This is a genomic window from Nocardia sp. NPDC056541 (genome assembly GCF_042794235.1).
GTDB lineage: Bacteria > Actinomycetota > Actinomycetes > Mycobacteriales > Mycobacteriaceae > Nocardia.
This window is the reverse complement of record NZ_JBHTUD010000020.1, coordinates 24,526-49,542: the sequence shown is the minus strand read 5'-3', so window position 1 is coordinate 49,542 and position 25,017 is coordinate 24,526. Positions and strand designations below refer to the sequence as shown.

Sequence of the window (25,017 nt, the reverse complement as noted above, 5' to 3'; positions counted from 1 at the left end):
TCTGCTGCCGCCGGGCGCCCGGATCGCTTCCTGGCGGCCCCGCTGGCGGATGCCGGCGTGGTAGGTGGTTCAGCGTTCTCGGCCGTAGCCCCGCTCGCGCTCGCGCAGGGCACGCTCAAGCGCGTTGCCCGACCAATCGGCGAGGGTATTTCGCTGTGGGCTCAGGATGTTCGGGTGCGCAGCATCGTGGGCTTCCCGCTTCCGAGCGGCTTCGGCGGCGGCCAGCGCGATGTCGTGATCGCTGCGGGCTTCCAACAGCAGGCGGTGTGCTCTCCCGCGCATCTTGTCCAACCGGTCGTAGTCTGGCCCGGTCATCCTGGAGATCTTGAGCTGATGGTCCAGTTCGACCAGCTCGGCACCGATCTCATCGAGGCGTTGCTGGTCGGGATGCCATCCCACCTGCTGCGTCTCTGCGATCAGATCCAGGTAGCGATCGGCCAAGCTACTCATCACGGTCCCCTGCCGTCGACGACGTCGAGGTTCTGACGATACCGCCGGATCCCCGTGCGGCCCTGGAATTGTCGGTCCGCCGATGCACCATCGCTGTATGAGCGCGCACGATGCTGTCAACACCGCAAACCTCGAATCAGCCTGCCGGGCCGGATGGCCGGAACTTACCGGCACCCCCAAACAGATCGGCTGGGCGGCCACCATCCGGGCAGCGAGAATGCGCGAGTTCGACGGCGCCGAATCCCCCGTATCCGAGATGACCGACTCGGCGCGAGCCGCGTTTCGCGGCGTACTGCTCGAGGTCACCAACGCCAGCGACTGGATCGACACGCAATCCCATCCCCATTGGCACCTGGTTCTCCTGGTTACCAAGCGATCCACCGAAGAGATTGCCGTGCTCGGCGCGCTGTAGCTGACCCGGCGTCAGCCATCCTGGTCGTGAGCTGGCAGCTCCACCTACACCGGGCCGCCAGCTCACGCGCGGACGATCAGGCCGCGGTCGGGCTGTCGTCGTCGAGCTCGGTGGAAGTGCTGGTCACCTGGCGCAGAGTCAGGTCGACCGTTTCGAGTTCGGGGATCGAGGTCTCCTCGCCCTGCAGTTCGATGACCCTGCGGCTCTGGGGCAGCACCCGGCTCTCCATGCAGCCCACCACCGCGTTGTAGGTCTGCACCGATTTGCCGAGGTGCGCACCCAGCGCCGCGACGTGGCCAGCGAGCTTGGCCAGCCGCTCGATCGGCGCGCGGTGAAGGTGGGTTGCCGAGCTCTGGCGATATAGTTCTGTCAGGCGGGCCGCGCCCACCTGACTCCAAGCTGGCGATCTCCCACGCAGTGGCTGGCTACTGAGGACAAGCCGTCTCCGACGCAGCGCGATTCGATTGCCTTCCAACCTTGTGGGGCGGCGTAGGAGTCCAGAGGAAGAGTCGTGATGAGCAAGTCCAATAGGGCTCGGAGCCGCGCTGTTCGGCAGCGGATGGCCGAGACCGGTGTCGGCTACACACGTGCTGCGCGCGAGGTGGGCAGTTCCGCAGGTCGCGCTGGCCGGAGTGGCACAGACGTTGTCAGGGCCTATGTCCGTGCTTTGCTGTCGGGCCATGCTGGTGAGGCAGACCTGCGAGACGCTGAAATCCGAGCGCTGCAGGCGCAGGGGCGACGCATTGTGGATGGTGGGCAGATCGATCGGGACACGTGGGAAATCACGGACTGGGCAACCGGCGCCATGATTGCCTACGGCGCCGAAGGTCTCGATGGGTACTACGAGGCTGCCCAGCGTCTCGATCCCGAAGGTACGTGGATACACATCGACCACATCGGACCCGCGCTCACAGACCGGCCGACCGTCGAGGGCGTACCGACGAGCCTGGGTACAGCTCTTGCAGATTGGATCGGATCCCGAGGAACAACAGACGAAGAAGTCGCAGAGTTCATCGAGTGGCCGGTGGACAAGGTCAGCGCAGCTCGACGAGAGTGAGTGCACTGCCCGCCGACGCGAGCCCGGCTGACCCCGCCGCGGAATGTAGCCGCCTGAACTGACCGGCACGAACAGCAGATGGCCCCGGTACCCCATTTCGGGTACTGGGGCCATCTCTTGGCCGGGCCGCCTCATTTGTGTGCGCAAAACCGGACATTACGCAGGTCACGGACCTGTCTCAGGCCAGCAGATCAGGCAGGTCGGGAAAGCCGGGCCGGGCAGGCGCCTTCGGGTTTTCGGTGTCGGCGGGCTTGTGGGCCTGCATCTGTATCCACCGCGCCGCGGTGGGCGGCGGCGGGCTTCCCGCGTACATGAAGGTTCCGGCCACGACGACGGACAGCATCAGGCACCACCCGGGTACCGAGGCGACGAGTATCGAGGTGGAGTCGTTGAGCGCGTGCGGGTAGCCGCCGATGTGCAATCCGTTGCCGATCAAGACGAGCGCGATCCCGGCGCTGGCGATGATCTCGAACAGCCACCGCGCCCAGCTCGGGTACCAGCCCGGTGACGTGTGCACCCGGCAGTAGAGAGCCTGGACAGTGACCGCGGTGACCGCGACAGGCCACACCGCAGCCTCCCAGCCCGACGCGCCTGCCAGCCTCGCCCACTCGACCCCGAACGACGCGGCCGCGGCAAACACCGCGACGGTGACGAACGAGAACGCCCTCTTCGACGGCGCCGAGATCGAGTACCGGTGGAGCGACTGCTGGCGAAGTCCTTCGCTCGACGGTGTTGAGGCCCCCGAGAAGCCGCTTGGCTCAGTCATATTGGTGCTCCTGGTTGAGAAGGATTGGAGCATCAGTGTGAGCGCGGGCACCGACACCAACTGTCGTCTTCGCCGCTCGCTGATGGGGTACGACGTGCAAAGCGAAGCCCAATCCCGCCTTTGCGGGGTGCAGAACAGATCGCGGGGCGGGCTCGACAGAAGCCCGGGGTGGTTGCGTCAGTGAATTCCGACGTCGTTTATCGATGGATTCGGGCGTCACGCCATGGCTGATCGAGGCGATCGTGACGGTGAACAGTGACATCACTTGGCGGGAACCGAAGTGCTCTGGAAGCCCAAGTTGCGTTAGCAATTCAGGCTTTGAACGAGTGCAAGCTGGACAGCCACAGGCTCTGCTCGACGTCGAACCATTCGAAGGTAGCGACCGGCCGGAAGCGGAGGCGGCCCGCGAGCTTGAGCGAGCGCTCGTTAGCTGACTGGGTCGCGATGAGGACCGGTTGATCGTCGAGCTCATCGGCGGCGGCGCGCAACGCGGCCGTGGCAGCTTCAAACGCCAGTCCCGCGCCCCACGCGCGCCGCAGCATCAGGTAACCCAGTTCCAGTTCCTCACCGTCGTCGGTGACGTGCCCGGGGTAATCGATGGGGCGCCGCTTGAGCTCGAAAGTCCCGAGGAGGCTGTCGGTGGCCTTGTCGGCGATGATGAAATGGCCGGGGGCGGTTGTGGCATTGGCAGGGCCGCCGATCGCGTCGAGGCGCTGCTCGGCGTCTGCCCGCAGCCGCGGACCTCCGATGTGAGCCCACACCTCCGGCTCGGTCTGCAGTTCGATCAACCCTTCTCGATCACCGTCGCGAGCTTTGCGCAACAACACCCGCTCCGCTCTGATCTGAAGGGCGGACAGCATCGGCAGCTGGTCCATATGATCCTCCCCTCCTGAGACACCGGTCCATCAGATCATGGCGCGAAGCATGAGAAGGCTGTCACCGCAAGTAAGATCACGCGCTCAAAATTCGCCGATACGAAGATCTGCCGACCCGCGGCGACGCTGACATCCACCGATCGGTGACGTCATTGATCACCGATAGAACCACCCGGGGTGTTCAGCGCTCGCGTTCGAAGCCCTGCCAGGGCGATTCGAGGCCGTCGAAGGCGTTGATCGGCGCGCGGGTGAAAGCGTTGGGTTGCGGGCTCAGGATCGTCGGGTGAGCGCGGTCGTAGGCCTCACGCTTGCGGGCGGCGTCGGCGACGGCGCGGGCGATCTGATCGCGGTCGATGGCCGCGCCGAGCAGGGTGTGGGTCTCGCGGCTGAGCTTGTTCAGCTGATAGTAGCGCTCCCCCGCGGCGACATCGACACGCAACCGATAGTCGAGATCATCGAGTTCCTCGCCGATCTCGTGTAGCCGCTGCTGGTCAGGGTCGGAACCGATCCGCTTCATCTCCACGATCAGATCCCGGTACCGGTCTTCCAAGCTGCTCATCTCGATCCCCCTGTCGTCGATGTGGCTGGCCTCAGCCTACGCCGGAGGCGTTGTCCGACAAGCCCGCTCGGGACAGATCCGGCGTAACCGGCGCCGCGCGCGTCAGGCTGACGGGGCGTCCTGGCACGCGGTTCAGTCGTGTCGTGGACGCAGCGCGTAGCCGGGCACGAGCTGGTCGGTCAGCTGCAGCGGGGCACGGCCGTCGGCGTAGGTGATCGAGTACGTGACCCTGCCCAGCCACTCACCGGAGTAGGTGGGGATCCAGTGGGTGAGCAGGCCGGGGCGCTCCCCCGTCATATCGACTCCGGCTCCGTTGACGTGGCGGGGAGTGCCCGGATCGCGGATCGCGACGGCGTCCAGCCGCACCCAGACCGGCTTCGGTGCTCTCATCACGGTCTGCGCGTAGTGCCCCTGCGCGTTCGGATGCATGGCCTGCGGGGACGTGCCCTCGGTCCGAGCCGCTTCACGCCCGGCTCCGGTGCCGGCGGCCACCATGGTCAGTCAGTCCACGGGGTCAGATCGGTCAGCCGTATCGAGAATTCGTACGACCCCGGCGCGTCGAGGGTGGCCAGGATGCGGGCGTGGGTGTCGTCGAGCTCGACCACACGGAACTGTGAGGTGCCACCCGCACCGATCCTGACTAAGTCGCCCACCATCATGTTCGCCATTCTGATCGAACGTATGTTCCCCTGAGTTCGCAAGACTCTCTCATGGCGGGACCGGCAGATTTACCTCGTGGACGGATTCTTCGACGCGGTGATTCGTTCGGATCGGCACGTCGTGGACAGCTCCAGGTAACCGTGTCGGTTAGCGGGTCCGCGGACGATGTCGTCGGCGAATTCTGGAATCACTGATGATCGTGTGGTGCTTCATTCCCAGCGCAGCCGTTGACTATCACGTCCGCGTGGCTCCGCGTTCGATCGGAAGCGAAGTGAACGTCCTCGGCAGCCATCCACCGCTGCCACATCGGAAGTGCGTCGTGCCCGTCCCGATTCAGCCCCCGCTCCAGGCGGACGTGCCGCTGGGTCTCGACCCAGATCGACAGCGAGAGCCGGTCACGCACTGATGCGCGTGCCGAAGACACTCCTTCCAAAATCAGCACTGCGGGCGGCGCGATCTCATGCCACTCCCTCAAGGCCCGCGTAGTCCAGTCGTAGCGCTGGTATCGGCCGGACTGGCCTCTACTGAGCGGCTCCAGAACCTGCTCCTCCAGCCGCGGCCACCAGTCGAACTGGTTGTCCCAGGAGGCGAAGTCATCGGTGTGGAGCAGTGTCGCGCCGCATGTGGCGGCGAGCTGCTCTGCCAGCGTGGACTTCCCTGCACCGCCGGGACCGTCCACGGCGACCAGCCTCGTGGAGCCCAACCTCGGTACGGCATCTGCGACTTTGGCCACGATCTCCTCGATCATCACGTCGCCATTGTGGGCAGAAGAAGCCGCAACAGGCGAATGTCCGGTGCGGCCGTGGCGTCAGGATCTGCTGATTCGACAAGTGCCACGTCCTGCTCGACGTCGCATTTCTCTGTCAACCATGTGAAGATTCGCCGATCTAGGCAACCATGTCATCTACGTCGAAGACACCGACGGTGCAACCCTAGGGAACGTGTGTGCGAACTGCGGGAGGCTTGTCGGTGCATCGTGCGATGGTGGGCCGACGATTGCTCACCGGCCGCCGGAGGCGAACGACGTGGCCGATTCCGATGACCGCCCCGAAGTCCGATTGGTCGCGCACTGCCGACGTTTCCCTATCAACTCCGTGTTGCAGCTGATCATGTTGCAGTACACGGAGAAGGGGGATGGCCAGGTTGTGGCCGGGCGCAGCACACGACCGTCATCCCGCTCAATCCCGAGACGAACTGACGTCCCGCTATCCAGCGGCGGCGGGTTCTTCCTCCTCGCCGAACAGCAGAAGCTGCCGGGACGCAGTGCTGGACTGGCCGATACGGCGCAGGCATCGAGCGCAGGTGACTTCCGCTCGAGTCGGCGCCAACGCTGTCGGCGACCAGCCCGCGACACCCGTGTGACAGAGGAGTTCGGGCACTTCCTCGTCCCCAACCCATTGCCCGAGGCTGACCGCATGCACCGTCCGTCCGGACCGCACGACGGCATGCACGCCCGGGGAACCGAACACCGCCCGAGTCGAAGCGGCGAGTGGGGCTATATCGGTCACGTGACCACCATACGATCGGGCACCGACAACACAGACTGAGAATTCGGGCGGCGCATTCGGGCGGCGCAGTCGAGGTCCCTGACTCGCCGAGACCAACGAAGTCCGAGATACACAATGATCAGGACTGTTGAGATTGTCCGGCGAGCTCTACCAGCCCCCCGACACACTTTGGCCGCAGTCGATCGAAGCCGATGTGCCAGCCGCGCATCCCTGACAATGTTGCCGTAGCCCAGGACGATCTACAGCGTCGACGCCAGGTTCGACGGAGCGAATCACAGTGGCGCACACCGCGACGTGAGGAGACCACGATGACGACTGGAGACACGTCACCCGGACTGCCGCGCGGTCGAGTGCCGCGCCGCGGCCGTTCATTGCGAGTACCGTCGCGTCCCGCCCCGCCCGAACCCCTGACTCCGCCTGATGCACCGTCGAATCCGCCCGCAGCGACATCACGGTTCGGGCGGGTTGTTCACTGGCCGGGGTGGATAAAGCTCGCTGCGATAGCGACCATCATTGGCACGCTCGGGGCGGCCGGCGCTGCGATCGGTGCACTGTGGTTCACCGGGCAGTCGTTACGCGCGACCAACAGCCAGATCGGCTTGGCGCAGCAAACCGCGGTCACCGACCGTTTCCGCCTGGCCACCGAACAGTTGGCCTCGGACAAGATCAGCGTCCGTATTTCGGGAATCTACCTGCTCGAACGCCTCGCGAACGACTCACCCGCCGACCATCCGACCGTGTTCGCGGTGCTCGCCTCGTTCCTTCGCACTCAAGCCCCCCTGGGCCTGTGCGGATTTCTTCCCAATCCGGAGCGGGCCTTCTTCAATCCACCGGCCGACGTCCAGACTGCGCTGACGGTCATCGGCCGTCGCGATCTCGCCCGCGACTCCATCACTCGCCGCCTCGACCTGCGCCGAACCTGCTTGGCCGGAGCGGAACTCGTCGCTGCGCGCCTGGCCATCGTTGACCTCACCGGCACAGACCTCGGCAAGGCGCAGCTAGCTGTCTCGGACCTCAGCAACGCAAACCTCACCGACGTGAACCTGTACCACGCAGACCTGCGCCACGCGAACCTTCTCCATGCTCACCTCACCGGAGCGAACCTGGCCGGCGCGAACCTGGCGGAGGCGAACCTCACCAACGCACGCCTGACCCGCGCGGACCTCACCGGCGCGGACCTGCGCCATGCGAACCTCACCGACGTGAACCTAGTCGGCGTGGTGTACGACGACGCCACCCAGTGGCCCAGCGGATTCACACCTCCTCCTCGGTAATGAAACCTCCCCCTGCCAGGAACCAGTCACGAGAAGTCGAATGACCAGCCTGCCGCACCAGGAACAGATACGTTCGAGGCACCGCCGCGTGTCTCACCTTCGGATCGCGGCCGCGGGTCGGCGCATCTCCGGGTGGTCGCGGTAGTGCACTTCTTGCCACTGACCTGGTGCGTAGTACCGGATGCCGATGGATTTGCTGTTGACGACGCGGACGCCGCCGTCTCTGAACCAGAAAGAATCCTCATCGTCGGACTGCAAGCCACTGTGGGCGTCGGTGTCGACCGTGAAAACGGTGAATGCCATGTCCGCGCGGGTATCTCGGCTGTCGGTGTACCGACGTAGGGTCGACGACCATGCGCTGCTCGCCCGGCGCCAGCCGCGATCAGCCTGACCCAGCTGGCACATGACAAGGGCCCTCACCCGACTTCGACTCGGGTGAGGGCCCTTCTCATCGATGGCTATCGGTCGTTGGTCACAGCTCTTCGATGCCGGTGGTGGCGTCGGCGAAATACCGCACCGCACCACTGGAAGTGACACGCTTTCGCCATCCACCGACCCGGGTGTATCCCGCGCTGCTCACGGCTTGATCGAGCTCGTCGAGGCTCGCTGTTGCTGTCGAGTCCAGGCGTACCGATTTCCACCAGCTCGCCACGGTGCGACCGTGGAAGGTGCCGTCGTGGGCGTCGTAGTAGACATCGCAGCTGTACAGGTCGGCTGCGGCGTCGCCGTTGTCGAGGCGGGCGATGACGTAGAGATCGACGGTCTCGGTCACCGGCCGACCTCGGGGGTGTGGAGCTGACGTCCACACCGGCACTCCTGAGCGGTGGATGCCCGACTACGTCGAACTGCTCGTCATCGACGAGTCCGAACGCCTCTCCGCCACCGCCATCGAGCTTCTGCGTGACCAGTACGACCGCGGTGACCATGGCCTGCTGTTCATCGGGATTCCCGGAATCGAAAAGACCTTCTCCCGCTACCCGCAACTCTACAGCCGCGTCGGCTCAGCCCACCACTACCGGCCACTGACCGGCGAAGAACTCACCTTCGTCCTGACCCGGCACTGGCACAAACTGTCTCTCGAACTCGACCCCGCCGACTTCACCGACGCCCAAGCCGTCGCTGCTGTCGCCCACATCACCGGCGGCAACTTCCGTCTCCTGCAACGACTGTTCGCCCAGATCAGCCGCATTATGAAGATCAACGAACTCCACACCATCACCGCAGACGTCGTCGAAACCGCCCGCAGCACCCTCGTCATCGGCGCCACCGACAATGCGAAAACACCGCTACATACTGCTGCGAGTCACAGCATCGGCGGTGCTTCCGCAGGCACACATGTTCGGAAACCCATTCGTTCGCCCCCCGGCAGCACCGAAGTTGGTCGGTCGCGTGAAAGGCCGGGCAGCGGACGGTTACGGGTCCAGCTGGGGCGGCGTCGTCAATTACAAGGCTCGTCACTAGCTAGCCATGGGCGGCCGGGAGCCGTGCCGCTAGTGCGGCGGAAGCGCGGCGTGCACCAGAACGGGTCCGGTGCACGCCGAGTTGGCGATAGGTCAGATCGCTGGTCCGGATCGGTGGATTTGTGCGGCACTCCCACATGAGTGGCTCGCTCAGCAGACACGGTCCGCTCCGCAACCACGGCCGATCGTCGGATCCAGGTCTGCACTGATGCCGATAGGCATGCTGGCTGATGCTGCTGAGTTTGGGTTCATCACCCTCTGGTTCTGATCGCCAACCTGGGCACCACCTCGATCGCGAATCTCGACACCGCTCGATCTGCTGTTCGCGAAACCTGGCATCACCTCGGCTAGTTGAGAAACTCGGGTGGAGACACTCGTGACCGGCTTCGGAAGGTCAGCCGGGTACCGCTTGGCGGTCACCACATCGACCGGAATAGTCAGGAAGATTTCAGGACCTGCGAAAACGCTGCGCCGAATTCATGACCTGTCAAGCCCTGTCGCGCTCGAGACGCACGGAACCCAGGCTGCGGGAATTGGGAATATATGTAGCGCGGCCAACGGCTCCGGCGCGAGCACTCCGCCCGCCGTCCGCTCTCCCCGCTCCAGCCAACCCAACTGACCGATGCCGAACGCCCGCGCTCGTAACGAGTACAGGGCGTTCGTGATTGGGTAATCCGGCCGCGCACAGGCTTGATGCAAGCTGATGGTTGGCGTTTAGACCGTATCGACACCTGCCCTGCCGTCGGAACCGACCGAATCAGGCCTCCCCCACCGCATGCGTCAACCCACCACCAACGACGTCTGCTGAGTCAGTTGGTGTGCGTAGTGGTCGAACTCCCTGGCGTATGTCGCCGGATCGACTCATCGGCTAGCCCTGCGCTTCGGGTGTGGAGATCGCCGTCGAGCTGACGTCGGGGGCGATGCGGCGGGAGAATCCGGTCAGTACCTGGCCCGGGCCCAGTTCGACCAGTTCGTCGTAGCCGTCGGTGGCAGCCCGTTGGACGGTCTCCACCCAGCGGACCGGGGCCAGCAGTTGGCCGCGAAGAAGGGCGCGGATTTCGGTGGGGTCGGCGACGTAGTCGGCCGTGACCGCGCTGAGCACCGGAACGACCGGCGGCTGGAGGGTGTGGCGGTCGAGTTCGGCGCCGAATTCGGCGGCGATGTCGGCCATCAGGGGCGAATGGAAGGCTCCGGCGACCTTGAGCCGCACCACTTTCGCCGCGCCGGCGGACCGGGCCAGGTCCTCGAGGTCGGCTACGGCGGTGGCGGCGCCGGAGACCACGGTCTGGGTCGGCTGATTGTAGTTGGCCACGCCGACGACGCCCGAGGTGACGCGAGCGCACAGCGCGTCGACCTGCTCGGCGGGCAGGCCGATGACGGCGCTCATCGCGCCGTCGTAGCGGCGGGAGACTTCGGCCATGAGCTCGCCGCGGCGGCGGACCAGTTGCAGGACGGTGTCCTCGTCGAACACTCCGGCGACGGCCAGGGCGGTGAACTCCCCCAGGCTGTGACCGGCGACCGCCGCGGGCGGCAGTCCCCGCTGTGTACGGACCGCGCTGAGGGCCAGGCTGGTGGCGACGATCGCGGGCTGGGCCACGTCGGTGGCGCGCAACTGCTCGGCGGTGCCGTCGACGCACAGCTGGGTCAGCGGGATGCCGAGAATGTCGTCGGCGCGGCGGAAGACCTCCTCCGCCACCGGGTAGTCGGTGATCCACCCGGCCATGCCGGGCCGCTGGGAGCCCTGCCCGGGGAACAGTGCCAGGGTCCTGGGACCTGTCGCCAGCTGGTCGGGCTGTTCTCGGATGAAGACGTCGGCGGTCATGGGTGGTACCTCCTCGAGGTGAGTGTGGCTGTCATGGAACAGCTTTCGCGGGTGCGGGTGTCGCGGATGCGCGCAGTTCGCTACTCGCGGCGAGGACCGCGAGCAGCCCAGCAACCGCGATCACCGCCGCCGCGGGACGGTAGGCATCGAAGGCCACCGCCACTCCGATGGTGATCGGCAGCACGAACGCCGCACCGAACTGGACACCGGTTTGATACAGCGGCACTGCGATCGGGCGGAGTTCGGCGGGCACGGTGGCGGTCGACTGCATGTTCAGCGCGGCGAACGACAGGACGAACCCGGCTTCGATCAGCAGCAGCACCGGCAGCGCGTCGGTCACGTAGTCGTGGATCTCGGGTCGGGCGAGCAGAAGCAGATGCCCGGCCAGCGTCGCCACCGCGCCGGCGAGGATCAGCCGCGCGGTGCCGTACCGCTGCACGAACCGTCCCGCGAACGGAACCGACAGTGCCAGTGGCAGACTCGCGGGCAGCAGAGCGACCGCGATCTGCCACGGCGCCCATCCGAGCGACTGGTGCAGTTGCACCGCGATCACCACCAGCAGTGCGAGGTAGCCGCCGTTGAGGGCTCCTGCTCCGAGGGCGGACCGCAGGAGGGAACCATTGCGCAACAACGATTTCGACAGCCGCGGCGGGGCGGCCACCGGTGGGTCGGGGATCACCCGCCACGCGGCGACGAGCAGGGCGAGCGCGATCGGCGCGGGGAACACGAACAGCAGGTGCCAGTTCAGCGCGGTGAGCCAACCCGACAGCAGTAGACCGGTGGTGAATCCGGCCGCGCCGAAGACCGCGTACACCGAGATCGCGCGGCGCTGCTGGGCACCGGCGGGGAACTCCGCGGCGATCACCGCCAGCCCGGCGGGTGCGGTCAGCGCGGCGGCGGCGCCCTTCACCACGCGGGTCGCGACGAGCAGAGCCAGGTCGTCGGTGAGCCCGCCGATCACCGAGGCGACAGCAAACAGCGCCATGGCGACGAGATAGACCTGCCTGCGCCCGAACCGGGCGGCCAACGCGGGCCCGGCGAGGAGCAGCGCGGCGAACCCCGCCGCGAAACCGCTGAGCAGCCATTGGGTTTGCCCGATCGACCGGTTCAGTTCGGTGGTGAGCACGCCGAGTGCGGGCACCAGGATGGAGCCTTCGATGGCGTCGAGAATCATATTGCCCGACAGCACCAGCAGCAGGATCCAGCGGCGCCGATCCCAGGTCGGCGCCGCTGGTCTCACGTCAGCCATGACCGTTGCGCGCCGAGATCGGGCCGCCGGTGCTCACCTGGAACTGCTTGTCCAGCAACGGTGGCAGCTGTTCACTCACCAGCTCGATGTGGCGGGTGACCAGGTCGTCGGGCATGCCAGCGATGCTGGCCCAGAAGATCAGGTGCCGCACCGGCAGACCGGCAACCCGTTCGCGGATCCGCACGGCGGCCTGTTCGGGGGTGAGGATCTCGAGCAGACCGAAGGATCCGTCCTCGGGGCGTTGGCGCAGCTGATCGAGTTCGAGGGCTGGCGGCACCGGTGCGTCGGTGCCCTCCACCGACAGCTGCCGGTAGGAGTTCATCTGGTGCGCGAGGTGCGGTGCGACCCGGGCCCACGCGGCCTCGGGGTCGTCGGCCAGCAGGATCGGCAGCAGATCCGAGACCCGCGCGGACTCGGGATCGTGTCCGCCCTCGATGAGTCCCTCGCGGTACAGCGGGAACAGCTGGTGCGAGATGTGCAGGAATCCGATGCCGAGGCGCCCGGCGAGGCGGGCGCCGCGCGGACCGTAGAACCCGCCCCACAGCGGCACGGGATCCTGGATCGGCCCCGGCGTGATCCCGCCGGTTGCCCACAACCGCTGGATCTCGGCGATGTTGTCGCCGGTGCGCGCGAACCGGCGGCTGAAATCGGTGTCGAAGAGCTGGTATTCGGGCAGGCGATAGCCGGCGCCGAGACCGAGTTCGAGACGGCCGCCGCTGATCAGATCGACCAGTGCCGCCTCCTCGGCCAGCTGGGCCGGCTTGCGCAGGGCGGGCAGTACTACGGCGGTGCCGATGCGCACCCGCTTGGTTCTGGCGGCCGCCGCGGCGGCGAAGGTGAGCGGCTGCGGGAGATAGCCGTCCTCGAACAGGTGGTGCTCGGTGAACCAGACTCCGCCCGCGCCGCGCAGGTCGGCCTCCTCACAGAACTCGAGGGTGCGGGCGTAGTGGTCGGCCCACGGGCGCTGCCACTGTGCGGGGTTGCGCAGGTCGAAGAGCAGTCCGACGTCCATGGTGGCTCCGTTCGTCAGCGGGTGGATCCGGTCCACGCGCGGGGGTCGGTGAAGGCGGGTCGGCGTTCCAGACGCCGCCAGCGAGCGACGGGCCTGGTCGGGGTCGGCGCCGCGGCGGCGGCCCGTCGCCGGGCGAGCAGCAGCACGAGCAGCGCGCCGAGTTCGTCCGGGTCGGCGCTGCCCTTCTCGACGCGAAGGAAGGGCACCGGGTCCTCGGCGCTCATTGCGGCGGATTCCCGTGCTTGCGGCGGGGCAGATCGGTGTCCTTGCCCGCCAGCATGGCGAAGGCGCGGATCAGCACGCCACGGGTGTCGCGCGGATCGATCACGTCGTCGATGAGTCCGCGCTCGGCGGCGTAGTAGGGATGCACGAGTTCCTCGCGGTACTCGGCGATCTTGCGGTCCCTGGTGGCCGCGGGATCCTCCGACGCGGCGATCTCGCGCCGGAACACCACGTCGGCCGCGGCCTCGGCGCCCATGACGGCGATCTCGTTGGTCGGCCAGGCCAGCGCGAGATCGGTGCCGATCGACAGCGAGTCCATCACGATGTAGGCGCCGCCGTAGGACTTGCGCAGTACCAACGAGATTCGCGGCACCGTCGCGTTGCAGTAGGCGTAGAGCAGTTTCGCGCCGCGCCGGATGATGCCCGCGTGTTCCTGTCCGACGCCGGGCAGGAACCCCGGCACGTCGACCAGGGTCAGCAACGGAATGTTGAAGGCGTCGCAGAACTGGACGAACCGCGCGCCCTTCTCACTCGCATCGATGTCGAGCACCCCGGCCAGGCTCATCGGTTGGCTGGCCACCACCCCGACCACGTGGCCGTCGAGCCGGGCCAGCGCGCACACCAGGTTGGTCGCCCAGGTGGCCTGTACTTCGAAATAGTCGCCGTCGTCGACGATTTCGGCCAGCACCTCGCGAATGTCGTAGGGGCGGTTGCCGTCCAGCGGCACCAGGTCGGTCAGTGCCGTGGTCTGCCGGTCGGCGGGGTCGGCGGTGAACGCCACCGGCGGGAGCTCCCGATTGTTGGCGGGCAGCATCGACAGCAGCGCGCGAACATCGGACAGGCACGACTGCTCGTCGTCGTAGACGAAATGGGCCACCCCCGAGATCGAGGCGTGGATGTCGGCGCCGCCGAGTTCGTCGTGGGTCACCACCTCGCCGGTCACGGTGCGCACCACGTCGGGGCCGGTGATGAACATCTGCGCGATATCGCGCACCACGAAGACGAAGTCGGTGAGCGCGGGCGAGTACGCCGCCCCGCCGGCGCACGGCCCGAGCATCACGCTGATCTGCGGGATGACTCCCGAGGCTCTGGTGTTGCGGCGGAAGATCCCGCCGTAGCCCGCCAGTGCCGTCACCCCCTCCTGGATGCGGGCGCCCGCACCGTCGTTGAGCGAGACCAGCGGGGCACCCGCTGTGACGGCCATGTCCATGATCTTGTGGATCTTCTGGGCGTGCGCCTCGCCGAGTGCGCCGCCGAAGATCCGGAAGTCGCTGGCATAGACGAAGACCGTGCGCGTGTCCACGGTTCCCCACCCGGTGATCACGCCGTCGGTGTGGGGTCTGCGCGCCTCCAGTCCGAAGCCGGTGGCCCGGTGTCTGCGCAGCGGCTCCACCTCGACGAACGAACCGGGGTCGAGGAGCAGGTCGATGCGTTCGCGGGCGGTGAGTTTGCCCTTGGCGTGCTGGCGTTCGGTGGCCGCCGGGTCGGGGCCGAGACGTGCGGCGCGCTTGAGCGCGTCGAGTTCGTCGAGCCGTTGGGTGTACCCGGTGGGTTCTTGCACTGTCGTCATCGGATCTCCTGATGTGGTCGGCGGCGGCCGTGCTGTCAGCCGAGTAGCGTCCCGCCGGTGGCGTCGATGAACGCGCCGGTGATCCAGCGGGCTTCGTCGGTGGCGAGGAAGGTGACGACATCGGCGACGTCGACCGCCTCGCCGACGCGTTTGAACGCCGAGAACTGCGCCATCTGCTCGACCGCCTCCGGGATGTCGAACACGGCGCTGCCGTTGTTGGTGATGCCGGGCGCGACGCTGTTGACGGTGATCCCGCGCGGTGCCAGGTGTCGGGCGAAGTGCAGCGTGATCTGTTCCACCGCGCCCTTGGTCATCGAGTAGGCCACCTGGTCGGGGCTGGCGAATCGGGTGAGTCCCGAGGAGATGTTGATGATGCGCCCGCCTTCGGGCAGCAGGCCGAGAGCGCGCTGCACGATGAAGAACGGTGCGCGGACATTGACCGCGAACAGCCGGTCGAAGTCCTCGGGTGTCACGTCCTCGGGGGCGACGCCGGCCGGGGTGGTGACACCGGCGTTGTTGACCAGGATGTCGAGCGTGGTCTGCCCCGTTCGTTCCTTGAGTCCCTGTTCGAGACCGAGGAACAACTCGTGCACGCCGCCTGTCGTGCCGAGCTCGGCCCGCACGGGAAACGCACGGCCGCCGTCGTTCTCGATGACCTCGACGGTCTCGCGAGCCGCGGCCTCGTTGTCCGCGTAGTGCACGGCCACGAGCGCGCCCTTGGCGGCGAGCTGGCGGGCGGTCGCGCGGCCGATGCCGCGGCTGGATCCGGTGACCAGGGCGGTCTTGTTCGTCAGGCTCATCGATGTCTCCTTGGAATCGAGTGGTGCGGGCGCCGGGTCGCCGGGACCGGGCAGGCCGCTGATCATGCGGGCGAGATGGGATCGGACATCGCCGAGCCGCAGGAGCTCGGCGAACAGCTGCCGGGCAGGTTCGACCTCCGGTCCGCCCAGCAGCAGCAAGGTCTGGGCGCGGATATTGGTCAGGGTGCGCGCGCCGACGGCGTGGCGGGTGCGGTGATAGCCGTCGAGTTCGGCCTCGCCTGCGGTGCCGGTGATCGCGGCGATCAACCGGCCCGACAGGTCGGCCGCGTCCTGCAAGCCGAGATTGAGGGCTTGGCCGCCCACCGGCATCTGCCGATGGGCCGCGTCACCGGCGAGCAGGACCCGGCCGCGCCGGTACCGGGTGACCTGCAGGCTGGTGTCGTCGAACGCGTTGCGCCACAACGGTGTTCCGTGTCCGATCGACTCGCCGGTCACCCGTTCCCAGGCATCGGCGATCTCGGCGAACTCCGGTTCCCCGCCCCCGGCGCGGGGTGCGGCGCCGTAGACGTGCACCATCACCCTGGTGCTGCCGTCGGGCCAGCGCGAGGACACCGCGAGCCCGTGCGGGAGTCGTTCGAATCGACGGGCCGGGATATCTATTCCGGCCACGTCGGCTCGCAGCATCTCCCGCCCGGCCTCGAGACCCGCCAGTTCGAAGCCGGCCAGCTCGCGCACGGTGCCGCGTTCCCCATCGCAACCGACGAGGTAGGCGCCACGGTGGGTATGCCGTTCGCCGTCCGGGGTGACGGTGTCGATCAGCACAGCGCCCGCCTGCGCGGTCAGGGTGGTGACTCGGTGCCCACGCCGGAGCACCGCGCCCGCCTCGAGTGCTCGTTCCTGCAACACCGCTTCCAGCCGGACCTGCGGGCACTTCCACTGGCCCGAGAACCGGTGGGCCGGATCGGCTTCGGTCAGATCCAGGCGCAGTCCGCCGAAGTGCCCTGGTCCGCCGTCGGACAGCGGCCCGAGCCGATCGAGCACGCCCCGCTCGGTGAGCACGTCCATGGTGCGGGCGTGCAGGGTGGAGGCCCGCGATTCGGTGGTGGGGGTGATCCGCTGTTCCACCACCGTCACGCGGACGCCCGCGCCGGCCAGATCACCCGCGAGCAGCAACCCGACCGGCCCCGCGCCGACGATCAGGACGTCGGTGTCATCGACGGGCTTCGGCATAGTTCTTGGCGTGGTTCAGCGTGGCCCGGCTGTTGCCCCCGAGCGCCTCGCGCAGGAAGGTCCGCGCCTCGGGCACCCCGGCGTCGGGGCCGAGGATCTCGGTGATCCGTGTCGCCTCGATGATCACCGTGTGCTGCGAGGACGCGGTGGTCGTGCCGTCGGGGTTGGTCCGGAACTCCCAGTAGCCGGTGTGCAGGGCCATCAGAGCGGGCAGGGTGGTCTGCTTGTAGGCGATCCGGTGCTGCGGGAAGCAGACCCGGACCGACTCGGTGGTGTGACTCGATCCGTCCTTGGTCAGGGTGTCCATGCGCAGCACCTGCACACCGGGGGTGTTCTCGGTGAGCTGCACCGAGGCCACGTGCGGGAGACGCTCGGTCCACAGGTTCGCCTCGTTGACGAAGTCGTAGACATCGCTTGCCGCACCGGCGATCTCGACCGAGTCGACGAACGACAGGGTCAGATCGGCGGTGCGCACCACCGACTCCACCGCGGCCTTGAGACCGGGCAGTTCCGCACGGCTGTTGTCGTCGACCGCCTTCTCGATCCACGCCAGCCCGTCCGGATCGTCGTCGATGGCTCGGTAGGAGTGCAGCAGCCGCAGCTCGGTCCCGCCGTCCTCGCGCGGTTCGATGATCCAGGTGCCGCTCATCTGGGCCACCGGGGGCGCGGACACCTCCTGCCAGAAGGTGATCCGCAGTTGCTCGGGCTCGAGCACGCGGCGCGAGATCCAGGTCTTGGGTTCACCGTTGGCGGTGGCCCAGATCTGGATGCGTTCCTCGTTGCCCTCGTGTTCGAGGCGGGTCACATACACCGAGGGCGGGAACAGCCGGGGCCAGTTCTCCACCTCGGCCAGAAGGCGGTACACCTCGGTCGGCGGGGCCGCCACGGTGATCGTGTGCTCGACCTCGCGGGTGGTCTGCGTCGTCATGGGAGTCTCCTGGTGCTCGTCGGCCGGAATCAGAAGTTGCCGAGTCCGCCGCAGACATTGAGCGCCTGCGCGGTGATGGAGGCGGCCAGATCGGACGCCAGGTAGCCGACCAGGCCGGCCACCTCTTCGGGGGTGGAGTAGCGGCCGAGCGGGATCTTGGCCTGGAACTTGGTGAGGATCGCGTCCTCGGTGGTGTCGTAGGCCGCGGCGTAGCCGGACCGAACCCGTTGTGCCATCGGTGTTTCCACGTAGCCGGGGCACACGGCGTTGACCGTGATCCCGGTCGGGGCCAGCTCGTTGCCGAGCGCCTTGGTGAACCCGACGACGCCGTGCTTGGACGCCGAGTACGGTGCCCCGAGCACCACGCCCTGCTTGCCCGCAGTCGAGGCGATGTTGATGATGCGGCCGCGCTGTTTTTCTCGCATGCCGCCGGTGGTGAGTACCTCGCGGCTGGCCAGGAACACGCTGTTGAGGTTGGTCGCGATCACGTCGGACCACAGTTCCTCGGTGAGGTCGGCGGTGACGCCGCCGCCGGAGCGGCCCGCGTTGTTGACCAACACGTCCACCGGGCCGTACCGGTCGACCGCGGCCCGTACGAATGCCGAGATATCCTCGGCCGCACGGACATCGGCGGTGGTGCCGTCCACGTCGAAGCCCTCGCCCCGCAATTGCGCGACGGTGTCGGCGACGGCTTCCTTATTGCGTGCGCACAGGAACACCCGGTGTCCCTGCCCGGCCAGTTGACGGACCGAGGCGAGGCCGATGCCGCTGGTGGCGCCGGTGACCAGAGCCACCTTGTCGTCGTTGGTCATATCTGTTCTCCTGTCGGGCAATCGGTGTCGCGCTCAGCTGGGCTGGGGCGCTTCGAGCAGCTGTTCGTTGACCAGGTCGACCAGCGCGCGCGGCGTGGTCACGGCGACGACGGCGTCGTCGTCGAGGGTGACGCCGAATTCGCGTTTGATCCGGCCGGTGGTCTCGAGCAGCGCCAGCGACTCGTAGCCGAGGTCTTCGAACTCGATATCGGCGAATTCGCCGTCGAGGCCGGGGCTGTCGCCGCTGCCTTCTCGTAGGATGCGGCGCAGATCGTCGAGTGTGAACGATGTCGACACGGGCTTTCCTTTCCTCAGGGGCGAAGGTGTTCGGGGCCGCGCACGACCATGGCGGAGTTGAACCCGCCCGCACCGCGGGCGAGCACGAGCGCGGTCCGCACGGGTGCGGGCCTGACCTCGGTGACCAGGTCGAGTTGGTAGTCCGCGGCAAGATCGGTGCCGATGGTCGGCGGGATCACCCCGTCGCGGATGGACAGGAAGGCGGCGGCCAGGTCCAGCGGTGCTGCGCCCGAATAGAGCCGTCCGGTCATGGTTTTCGGTGCTGTCACCGGCACGCCACGCGCACCGAACACCGCGACCAGGGCGTCGACCTCGATCCGGTCGAGTTCAGCGATGCCTGCGGCATCGGCGAAGACGACGTCGATCTCGGCGGGAGTCACCCCCGCGTCGCCGAGGGCGAGTTCGATCGCCCTGCGCAACCCCGGCTCGCCCGGACCGTCGGGACGCGGGTCGACGGTGGCCGCGTGCCCGGCGATCTCGCCGTAGATCTGGGGCGCATCGCGGCGTCTGGCGTGCTCGGCGTCCTCGAGGACCAGCAGCGCGCCACCCTCACCCGGGACGTAGCCGTCCGCCTGCGCGTCGAACGGCAGGTAGGCGCGGTCCGGGTCGGTAACGGTGCTCAGTCCGCCGCCCGCCAGCTGTGCCACCCACCCCCACGGGCAGATCGAAGCGTCGATCGCGCCGGTCACCACCAGCGTGGTGCCGCGCCGAATCTGCCTGCGCGCCTGGGCCACCGCGTCCAGCCCACCGGCCTGGTCGCTGACCACCACGCTGCTCGGCCCGCGCAGCCCGTTGCGGATGGAGATCTGTCCGCTGTTGACCGCGTAGAACCAGGCGAAGGACTGATAGGCGCTCACGTACTCGCCGCCCTTGCTCCACAGTGCGCGCAGTTCGTTCTGCCCGAACTCGAAGCCACCCGAACTGCTGGCGGTGATCACGCCCGCGGCATAATCGGGCAGCTCGTCGGGTCGCACGCCGGCGTCGGCGAAGGCCCAGTCCGCGCTCACCAGAGCCAGCCGCGTCATCCGGTCGGTCTGTGGCAACAGCCTGCCCGGCAGGTGCTCCTCGGCCTCGAACCCGGTGATCTCCCCGGCCAGTTGCGCGGGATAGGACGCGGGGTCGAACCGGGTGACCCGGCGGATCCCGGTGCGCCCGGCCAGCGTGGTGCGCCAGTACTCTTCCAGCCCGAGACCGGTCGGCGCGGCGACGCCGAGCCCGGTCACCACCGCGGCGCTCATCGTCGGCTCCGGAAAGGATCGGCGAGCACGACCGCGCTCTGGAACCCACCGAAACCGCTGCCCACCGACAGCACCACGTCGACCTTGTGGTCGCGCGCGGTCAACGGCACATAGTCCAGATCGCATTCGGGGTCGGGATTGTGCAGGTTCGCCGTGGGCGGCACCACGTTGTTGACCAACGCCAGCACCGACGCCGCGATCTCGATCGACCCGATCGCGCCGAGCGAATGCCCGACCATCGACTTGATCGAGCTCATCGGCGTGCGGTACGCGTGATCGCCGAGAACGCGCTTGACCGCGGCGGTCTCGTGCCGGTCGTTCTGTTTGGTGCCGGAACCGTGCGCGTTGATGTAGTCGATCTCGGTGCCGTCGATCCGCGCCTGGCCGAGTGCGGTGCGGATCGCCTCGGCCATCTCCTTGCCGTCCGGGCGCAGACCGGTCATGTGGAAGGCATTGGAACGGGTGGCGTGTCCGGCCAGCTCGGCGTAGATCGTCGCGCCGCGTTTGCGCGCGCTCTCCAGTTCCTCGAGCACGAACACCGCCGCGCCTTCGCCGAGGACGAAGCCGTTGCGGCTGGCGTCGAAGGGCCGCGAGGCGTGCGCGGGATCGTCGTTGCGCGGGGTGGTGGCCTTGATCGCGTCGAAGCAGGCCACCGTGATCGGGCTGATCGGGGCGTCGGTAGCGCCCGCGATCATCACGTCCGCGCCGCCTTCGCGCAGCACTTCCGCGGCGTAGCCGACCGCGTCCAGACCGGAAGTGCACCCGGTGGACACCACGGTCGACGGTCCCTGCGCGCCGACCGCCCAAGCTACTTCGGTCGCGAACGAACTCGGGACGAAGTAGTTGTAGAGGTGCGGCACCGCGTAGTTGTGATCGACCAGTTCCAGCCGCCCACCATCACTGACGGTGCGGTACTCCTCATCGAGGCCCATCGTGGCGCCCACCGCGCTGCCGATGGTGACACCGGTCCGGAACGGGTCGATATCGTCGAACTCGAGCCCGCTGTCGGCGACCGCCTCGCGGGCACTGACCACCGCCAGCTGCGCCGCCCGGTCCATCCGCCGGATCTCCTGCGGGGTCAGGCCGTGTAATTCGGGGTCGAAGTCGATCTCGGCGGCCACCTGGGACCGGAACGGCGCCGGATCGAACAGCGAGATCCGTCCGGTCGCGGTGCGGCCGTTGGAGATCAGGTCCCAGAAGCTCTTCGTTCCCACCCCGCCGGGGGCGGACACACCGACGCCGGTGATCACCACGCGACGTTCGGGCCCGCTCATCGCGCGTTCCAGTCGTAGAAGCGGTGCGCCATCGCGTCCGCGGGTGAGCGCCAGGTCTTCGGGTCGTAGGCCTCGATGAACGGCTTGAGATCCTGACTGATCCGCACGAAGCGGTCGTCGGTCTTGGCGTCCTCGATCCGTTCGCCGCCGTTGTCCTCGTCGAAGTCCTGCAGGTGGAAGTACAGGCCGCGGTAGTGGAAGAGCTGACGGCGGCGCGTGCCCATCCGGTGCGGCAGCTCGGTGGTGTCGAATTCCCGGAACAGTCCGGCGACATCGCCCGCGGACGCGAGGTCCATGCGGGCCACGATCAGTGTGCTGAACATTGACTTCCCCTTCTCTCGGATGTTCATCGGGCCGGCCCGAACCAGCGGTCCAGGACGGTCGGCAGGTCGTTGTGCGTACCGGGGGCGACCCAGGCCACATGGCCGTCGGGTCGCACCAGCAGCGCGGTGGTGCGCGCGTCGGCGTCGATCGGTTCGGTGGCGGTCGCGGTGACCACGTCGATGCGGTCGGTCCACGGCTGGGCCCGGTGGCGCAGCGCCGGGTTGTCGGTGAGGTCGAGCAGAACGCCCCGGCCCGGCCGCAGCAGGGCGGCGGTGTCGGTGGCGTGCGCGCCGCGCACGAGCCTGCGCCGTGGCAGCCGCGCACCCAGCAGCGGATGGGACCCGCCGCCCACGTCGTAGCGGATGTCGAGTCCGGTGACCCTGGCCGCGAGGTGCCGTTCCACCTCCGGATAGGCGACGAGTTCGCGCAGCACCTCACGCAGTGGCCCGACCTCCTCGCCGCCGAGGATGAACAGGCTCTGCGCCTTGGTGTTGGCCAGCAGCCGCTGCCCGACCGGGTGACGTTCCCCGTGGTAGGTGTCGAGCAGGGTGACCGGTGCCCTGCCGCGGCTCACCGCGGCGAGTTTCCAGCCGAGGTTCACCGCGTCCTGGATGCCGGTGTTCATGCCCTGCCCGCCCGCGGGCAGATGGACGTGCGCCGCGTCGCCCGCGAGCAGCACCCGCCCCCGCCGGTACTCGGTGACCAGACGCGCGGCGTCACCGAAGGCGCTCACCCAGACCGGTTCGGCGTGCGAGATGTCGACATCGGTCAGCCGCTTCCACACGTCGGCGACCTCGGCGAAATCCGGTGGGCCGGTGCGACGCCGGGGTGCGGCGCCGCGTTCGCCGACGATGATCCGGTAGGCGCCGCCGGGCAGCGGGGCGCTCATCACCATGCCGCCGGATACCTGCTGGCCGATCATGCGCGGCGCGATCTCCACCCCGCGGACATCGGCGAGCAGCAGTTCGGTGGTGGCCGGGGTGCCGGGGAAGTCGAACCCGGCGGCCTTGCGCACCACACTGCGGCCACCGTCGGCGCCGACGAGATAGCCGGCACGCAACGGCGCGTGCTCCGCGAAGTGCACGGTGACGCCGTCGGCGTCGCTGTCGAGCCCGACGACTTCGTGTCCGCGCCGGATGTCGGCGCCCAGCTCACGCGCCCAACCCTCCAACACCGCTTCGGTCGTCGACTGGGGCACCACGCGTGGCGCTTCCAGCGGTGCGCCGAGGACCGTGAGGTCGAGCGGAATCCCGCCGAAATGCCCCGCCGAACCGGTCTCCATCGCGCCGAAGCGGCCGAGCAGTCCACGCTGGTCGAGCACTTCGGTGGTGCGCAGGGTCAACCCGATGCCACGCGATTCCCCGGTGCGGGCGGGCAGCCGGTCGACGACGATCACGTCGACGCCCGTCAGCCGCAGTTCCCCGGCCAGTGTCAGCCCGGTCGGTCCCGCGCCTGCCACGATGACGGCAGCGTCCATGGTTACCTCCTGAATTCCGTTCATGCCGCATGACTTCCGGAGTCGTCGAGGCGGCACACTGTGGTGCCGGAGCTCACCGTCGTGCCGACAGTGGCGGTCAGTTCGCGCACGATGCCCGCCCGGTGCGCGGTAAGCGGCTGTTCCATCTTCATGGCCTCGAGAACGGCGACGAGGTCGCCGGAATCGACCCATTGCCCTTCTGTCACAGCGATTTTCACGACGGTGCCCTGCATCGGCGCGACCAGCGCGTCGGAGGCGGAGGCGCCGCGTCCACCGCGTGCGGTGCGAGCGCTGCGGCGTGGCGACGCGATGCCGATGCGGTCGGGGGCGGGCAGCGAGACCTCGAGCCGGCGGCCGCTGATCTCCACGACCATCGTTTCCCGCTGGGGTTCGACTGTCGTCTCCCCCGCGACGTCCTGCGCGGCGATGCGATTGTCGAAGTCGGTCTCGATCCATCGGGTGTGCACCGTGAACGGCGCGCCGGTGAAGGCGGGGTCGTCGAGCACCGCGCGGTGGAACGGCAGCGTCGTCGCGACGCCGTCCACGGTGAGCTCGGCGAGCACCCGGCGCGACCGCGCCAGCGCTTGATCGCGGTCGGCGCCGGTGACGATCACCTTGGCCAGCAACGAGTCCCAGGCCGGGCCGATCACCGATCCCTGCTCCACGCCGGTGTCGATCCGCACTCCCGGACCCGAGGGCGCGGCGAACTTCGTCACCGTGCCGGGCGCGGGCAGGAATCCACGCCCCGGGTCCTCGGCGTTGATGCGGAACTCCAGCGCGTGCCCGCGCGCGGGCGGGTCGTCGTAGCCGAGGGGTTCACCGCGGGCGATCCGGAACATCTCCCGGACCAGGTCGATCCCGGTCACTTCCTCGCTCACGGGATGTTCGACCTGCAGCCGGGTGTTCACCTCCAGGAACGACAGCGTCCCGTCTCGCCCGATCAGGAATTCGCAGGTGCCCGCGCCCACGTACCCCGCCTGGGACAGGATCGCCTTCGACGCCCGGTACAGCTCGTCGCGTTGGGCGTCGGTGAGAAACGGTGCGGGCGCCTCCTCCACCAGCTTCTGGTGGCGGCGCTGCAACGAGCAGTCCCTGGTCGACACCACCACCACATGCCCGAAAGCATCGGCGAGGCACTGGGTTTCGACGTGACGCGGCTGCTCGAGGTAGCGCTCCACGAAGCACTCCCCGCGCCCGAAGGCGGCGGTGGCCTCGCGCACGGCCGCGTCGAACAGCTCGGCGATCTCCGCGCGCTCGCGCACCACCCGCAACCCGCGACCTCCGCCACCGTGGGCGGCTTTGATCGCGATCGGCAGTCCGTGCCGGTCGGCGAAGTCGACCGCCTCGGCCGCGCCGGCGATCGGGTCCCGTGTGCCCGGCACGAGTGGCGCGCCGACCGCCTCGGCGATGCGCCGGGCCGACACCTTGTCACCGAGCGCACGGATCGCCGCGGGCGGCGGGCCGATCCAGGTGAGACCGGCGTCGAGCACCGCTTGCGCGAAATCGGCGTCTTCGGAAAGGAATCCGTAGCCGGGGTGAACCGCGTCCGCACCGGCGGCGGCTGCCGCGCGCAGCAGTTTCGCGGCGTTGAGGTAGCTCGTCGCCGGCGTGTCCCCGCCCAGCGCGTACGCCTCGTCGGCCAGCCGCACATGGGGCGCGTCCCGGTCGGGTTCGGCGTAGACCGCGACCGCGGCCAATCCTTCGTCGCGGCACGCGCGCACGACGCGGACCGCGATCTCGCCCCGATTGGCGATGAGTACCTTGCGCATGGTCGCTGCTC

At 68.1% G+C, this 25,017-nt stretch carries 28 protein-coding genes; 4 read left to right on the top strand and 24 right to left on the bottom strand.

What is annotated here, in order from left to right; genetic code table 11:
* Positions 1-69: 69 nt before the first annotated feature.
* Positions 70-450 (bottom strand): hypothetical protein, encoded by a 381-nt coding sequence (locus tag ACFQ9R_RS28715; RefSeq protein ID WP_378994863.1) that lies wholly within the window; start codon positions 448-450, stop codon positions 70-72.
* A 97-nt stretch (positions 451-547) separates the two neighbouring features.
* Here ACFQ9R_RS28715 and ACFQ9R_RS28710 point away from each other — a divergent pair, with 97 nt between their 5' ends.
* Positions 548-862 (top strand): hypothetical protein, encoded by a 315-nt coding sequence (locus ACFQ9R_RS28710; RefSeq protein ID WP_378994861.1) that lies wholly within the window; start codon positions 548-550, stop codon positions 860-862.
* Positions 863-938: 76 nt separating this feature from the next.
* On the opposite strand, the gene ACFQ9R_RS28705 is transcribed toward ACFQ9R_RS28710, so the two are convergent.
* Entirely contained in the window at positions 939-1,250 is a 312-nt protein-coding gene (locus ACFQ9R_RS28705; protein ID WP_378994859.1) for a hypothetical protein, read from the bottom strand.
* Positions 1,251-1,376: 126 nt separating this feature from the next.
* On the opposite strand from ACFQ9R_RS28705, the gene ACFQ9R_RS28700 reads away from it, so the two are divergent.
* Positions 1,377-1,919 carry a hypothetical protein gene (locus ACFQ9R_RS28700; protein ID WP_378994857.1) on the top strand — a complete coding sequence of 181 codons (543 nt, stop codon included), beginning with the start codon at positions 1,377-1,379 and terminating at the stop codon, positions 1,917-1,919.
* A gap of 178 nt (positions 1,920-2,097) precedes the next feature.
* Here ACFQ9R_RS28700 and ACFQ9R_RS28695 read toward each other — a convergent pair whose 3' ends face one another.
* The 6 genes from ACFQ9R_RS28695 to ACFQ9R_RS28670 all read right to left on the bottom strand — a co-directional run bounded on the left by ACFQ9R_RS28695 (position 2,098) and on the right by ACFQ9R_RS28670 (position 5,527).
* The gene (locus ACFQ9R_RS28695) at positions 2,098-2,685 is read right to left on the bottom strand and encodes a hypothetical protein (RefSeq protein WP_378994855.1); all 588 of its coding nucleotides are present in this window, start codon (positions 2,683-2,685) and stop codon (positions 2,098-2,100) included.
* 311 nt (positions 2,686-2,996) lie between these two features.
* Entirely contained in the window at positions 2,997-3,560 is a 564-nt protein-coding gene (locus ACFQ9R_RS28690; protein ID WP_378994852.1) for a GNAT family N-acetyltransferase, read from the bottom strand.
* Positions 3,561-3,741: 181 nt separating this feature from the next.
* Positions 3,742-4,119: a hypothetical protein gene (locus tag ACFQ9R_RS28685; RefSeq protein WP_378994850.1), complete on the bottom strand. Its 378-nt coding sequence runs from the start codon at positions 4,117-4,119 to the stop codon at positions 3,742-3,744.
* Positions 4,120-4,251: 132 nt separating this feature from the next.
* Positions 4,252-4,614 (bottom strand): hypothetical protein, encoded by a 363-nt coding sequence (locus tag ACFQ9R_RS28680; protein ID WP_378994848.1) that lies wholly within the window; start codon positions 4,612-4,614, stop codon positions 4,252-4,254.
* Between the two features lie 2 nt (positions 4,615-4,616).
* Positions 4,617-4,787, bottom strand: a complete 171-nt coding sequence (locus ACFQ9R_RS28675; RefSeq protein ID WP_378994846.1) for a hypothetical protein — start codon at positions 4,785-4,787, stop codon at positions 4,617-4,619.
* A gap of 179 nt (positions 4,788-4,966) precedes the next feature.
* Complete coding sequence (locus tag ACFQ9R_RS28670; RefSeq protein WP_378994994.1) at positions 4,967-5,527, bottom strand: uridine kinase; 561 nt, start codon at positions 5,525-5,527, stop codon at positions 4,967-4,969.
* A 1,110-nt stretch (positions 5,528-6,637) separates the two neighbouring features.
* Here ACFQ9R_RS28670 and ACFQ9R_RS28665 point away from each other — a divergent pair.
* Positions 6,638-7,561 carry a pentapeptide repeat-containing protein gene (locus tag ACFQ9R_RS28665; protein ID WP_378994844.1) on the top strand — a complete coding sequence of 308 codons (924 nt, stop codon included), beginning with the start codon at positions 6,638-6,640 and terminating at the stop codon, positions 7,559-7,561.
* Positions 7,562-7,654: 93 nt separating this feature from the next.
* Here ACFQ9R_RS28665 and ACFQ9R_RS28660 read toward each other — a convergent pair whose 3' ends face one another.
* A complete protein-coding gene (locus ACFQ9R_RS28660; RefSeq protein WP_378994842.1) occupies positions 7,655-7,864 on the bottom strand; it encodes a hypothetical protein in 210 nt (69 codons plus the stop codon).
* A gap of 169 nt (positions 7,865-8,033) precedes the next feature.
* Entirely contained in the window at positions 8,034-8,333 is a 300-nt protein-coding gene (locus ACFQ9R_RS28655; RefSeq protein WP_378994840.1) for a hypothetical protein, read from the bottom strand.
* A 55-nt stretch (positions 8,334-8,388) separates the two neighbouring features.
* Between ACFQ9R_RS28655 and ACFQ9R_RS28650 the strand changes: the two genes are divergently transcribed.
* Positions 8,389-9,162: a hypothetical protein gene (locus ACFQ9R_RS28650; RefSeq protein ID WP_378994838.1), complete on the top strand. Its 774-nt coding sequence runs from the start codon at positions 8,389-8,391 to the stop codon at positions 9,160-9,162.
* A 727-nt stretch (positions 9,163-9,889) separates the two neighbouring features.
* Here the strand turns inward: ACFQ9R_RS28650 and fabD are convergent.
* The 14 genes from fabD to ACFQ9R_RS28580 are packed head-to-tail and all read right to left on the bottom strand — an operon-like array spanning position 9,890 to position 25,006.
* Positions 9,890-10,843, bottom strand: coding sequence for an ACP S-malonyltransferase (gene fabD / locus ACFQ9R_RS28645; protein ID WP_378994835.1), 954 nt, complete (start codon positions 10,841-10,843; stop codon positions 9,890-9,892).
* Between the two features lie 31 nt (positions 10,844-10,874).
* Complete coding sequence (locus ACFQ9R_RS28640) at positions 10,875-12,092, bottom strand: MFS transporter (protein ID WP_378994833.1); 1,218 nt, start codon at positions 12,090-12,092, stop codon at positions 10,875-10,877.
* Positions 12,085-13,104 (bottom strand): LLM class flavin-dependent oxidoreductase, encoded by a 1,020-nt coding sequence (locus ACFQ9R_RS28635; protein WP_378994831.1) that lies wholly within the window; start codon positions 13,102-13,104, stop codon positions 12,085-12,087. Before ACFQ9R_RS28635 ends, ACFQ9R_RS28640 begins: the two co-directional genes overlap by 8 nt.
* Positions 13,105-13,118: 14 nt before the next feature.
* Complete coding sequence (locus tag ACFQ9R_RS28630) at positions 13,119-13,328, bottom strand: acyl-CoA carboxylase epsilon subunit (protein WP_328662528.1); 210 nt, start codon at positions 13,326-13,328, stop codon at positions 13,119-13,121.
* Entirely contained in the window at positions 13,325-14,896 is a 1,572-nt protein-coding gene (locus ACFQ9R_RS28625) for an acyl-CoA carboxylase subunit beta (RefSeq protein WP_378994828.1), read from the bottom strand. The genes ACFQ9R_RS28630 and ACFQ9R_RS28625 overlap by 4 nt, the downstream gene beginning before the upstream one ends.
* 35 nt (positions 14,897-14,931) lie before the next feature.
* The gene (locus tag ACFQ9R_RS28620) at positions 14,932-16,887 is read right to left on the bottom strand and encodes an SDR family oxidoreductase (RefSeq protein WP_378994826.1); all 1,956 of its coding nucleotides are present in this window, start codon (positions 16,885-16,887) and stop codon (positions 14,932-14,934) included.
* Entirely contained in the window at positions 16,868-17,815 is a 948-nt protein-coding gene (locus tag ACFQ9R_RS28615; RefSeq protein WP_378994824.1) for an aromatase/cyclase, read from the bottom strand. The genes ACFQ9R_RS28620 and ACFQ9R_RS28615 overlap by 20 nt, the downstream gene beginning before the upstream one ends.
* 29 nt (positions 17,816-17,844) lie before the next feature.
* On the bottom strand, positions 17,845-18,627 hold the full coding sequence (gene fabG / locus ACFQ9R_RS28610; protein ID WP_056819521.1) for a 3-oxoacyl-ACP reductase FabG: 783 nt from the start codon (positions 18,625-18,627) through the stop codon (positions 17,845-17,847).
* Positions 18,628-18,660: 33 nt separating this feature from the next.
* Complete coding sequence (locus ACFQ9R_RS28605; protein WP_056819520.1) at positions 18,661-18,924, bottom strand: acyl carrier protein; 264 nt, start codon at positions 18,922-18,924, stop codon at positions 18,661-18,663.
* 14 nt (positions 18,925-18,938) lie between these two features.
* Positions 18,939-20,162 carry a ketosynthase chain-length factor gene (locus ACFQ9R_RS28600; RefSeq protein WP_378994821.1) on the bottom strand — a complete coding sequence of 408 codons (1,224 nt, stop codon included), beginning with the start codon at positions 20,160-20,162 and terminating at the stop codon, positions 18,939-18,941.
* Positions 20,159-21,436, bottom strand: a complete 1,278-nt coding sequence (locus ACFQ9R_RS28595; RefSeq protein ID WP_378658914.1) for a beta-ketoacyl-[acyl-carrier-protein] synthase family protein — start codon at positions 21,434-21,436, stop codon at positions 20,159-20,161. The genes ACFQ9R_RS28600 and ACFQ9R_RS28595 overlap by 4 nt, the downstream gene beginning before the upstream one ends.
* On the bottom strand, positions 21,433-21,759 hold the full coding sequence (locus tag ACFQ9R_RS28590) for a TcmI family type II polyketide cyclase (protein WP_067445797.1): 327 nt from the start codon (positions 21,757-21,759) through the stop codon (positions 21,433-21,435). The genes ACFQ9R_RS28595 and ACFQ9R_RS28590 overlap by 4 nt, the downstream gene beginning before the upstream one ends.
* 23 nt (positions 21,760-21,782) lie before the next feature.
* Positions 21,783-23,237, bottom strand: a complete 1,455-nt coding sequence (locus tag ACFQ9R_RS28585; protein WP_378994819.1) for an FAD-dependent monooxygenase — start codon at positions 23,235-23,237, stop codon at positions 21,783-21,785.
* 20 nt (positions 23,238-23,257) lie between these two features.
* The gene (locus tag ACFQ9R_RS28580) at positions 23,258-25,006 is read right to left on the bottom strand and encodes an acetyl/propionyl/methylcrotonyl-CoA carboxylase subunit alpha (RefSeq protein WP_378994817.1); all 1,749 of its coding nucleotides are present in this window, start codon (positions 25,004-25,006) and stop codon (positions 23,258-23,260) included.
* Positions 25,007-25,017: the final 11 nt, after the last annotated feature.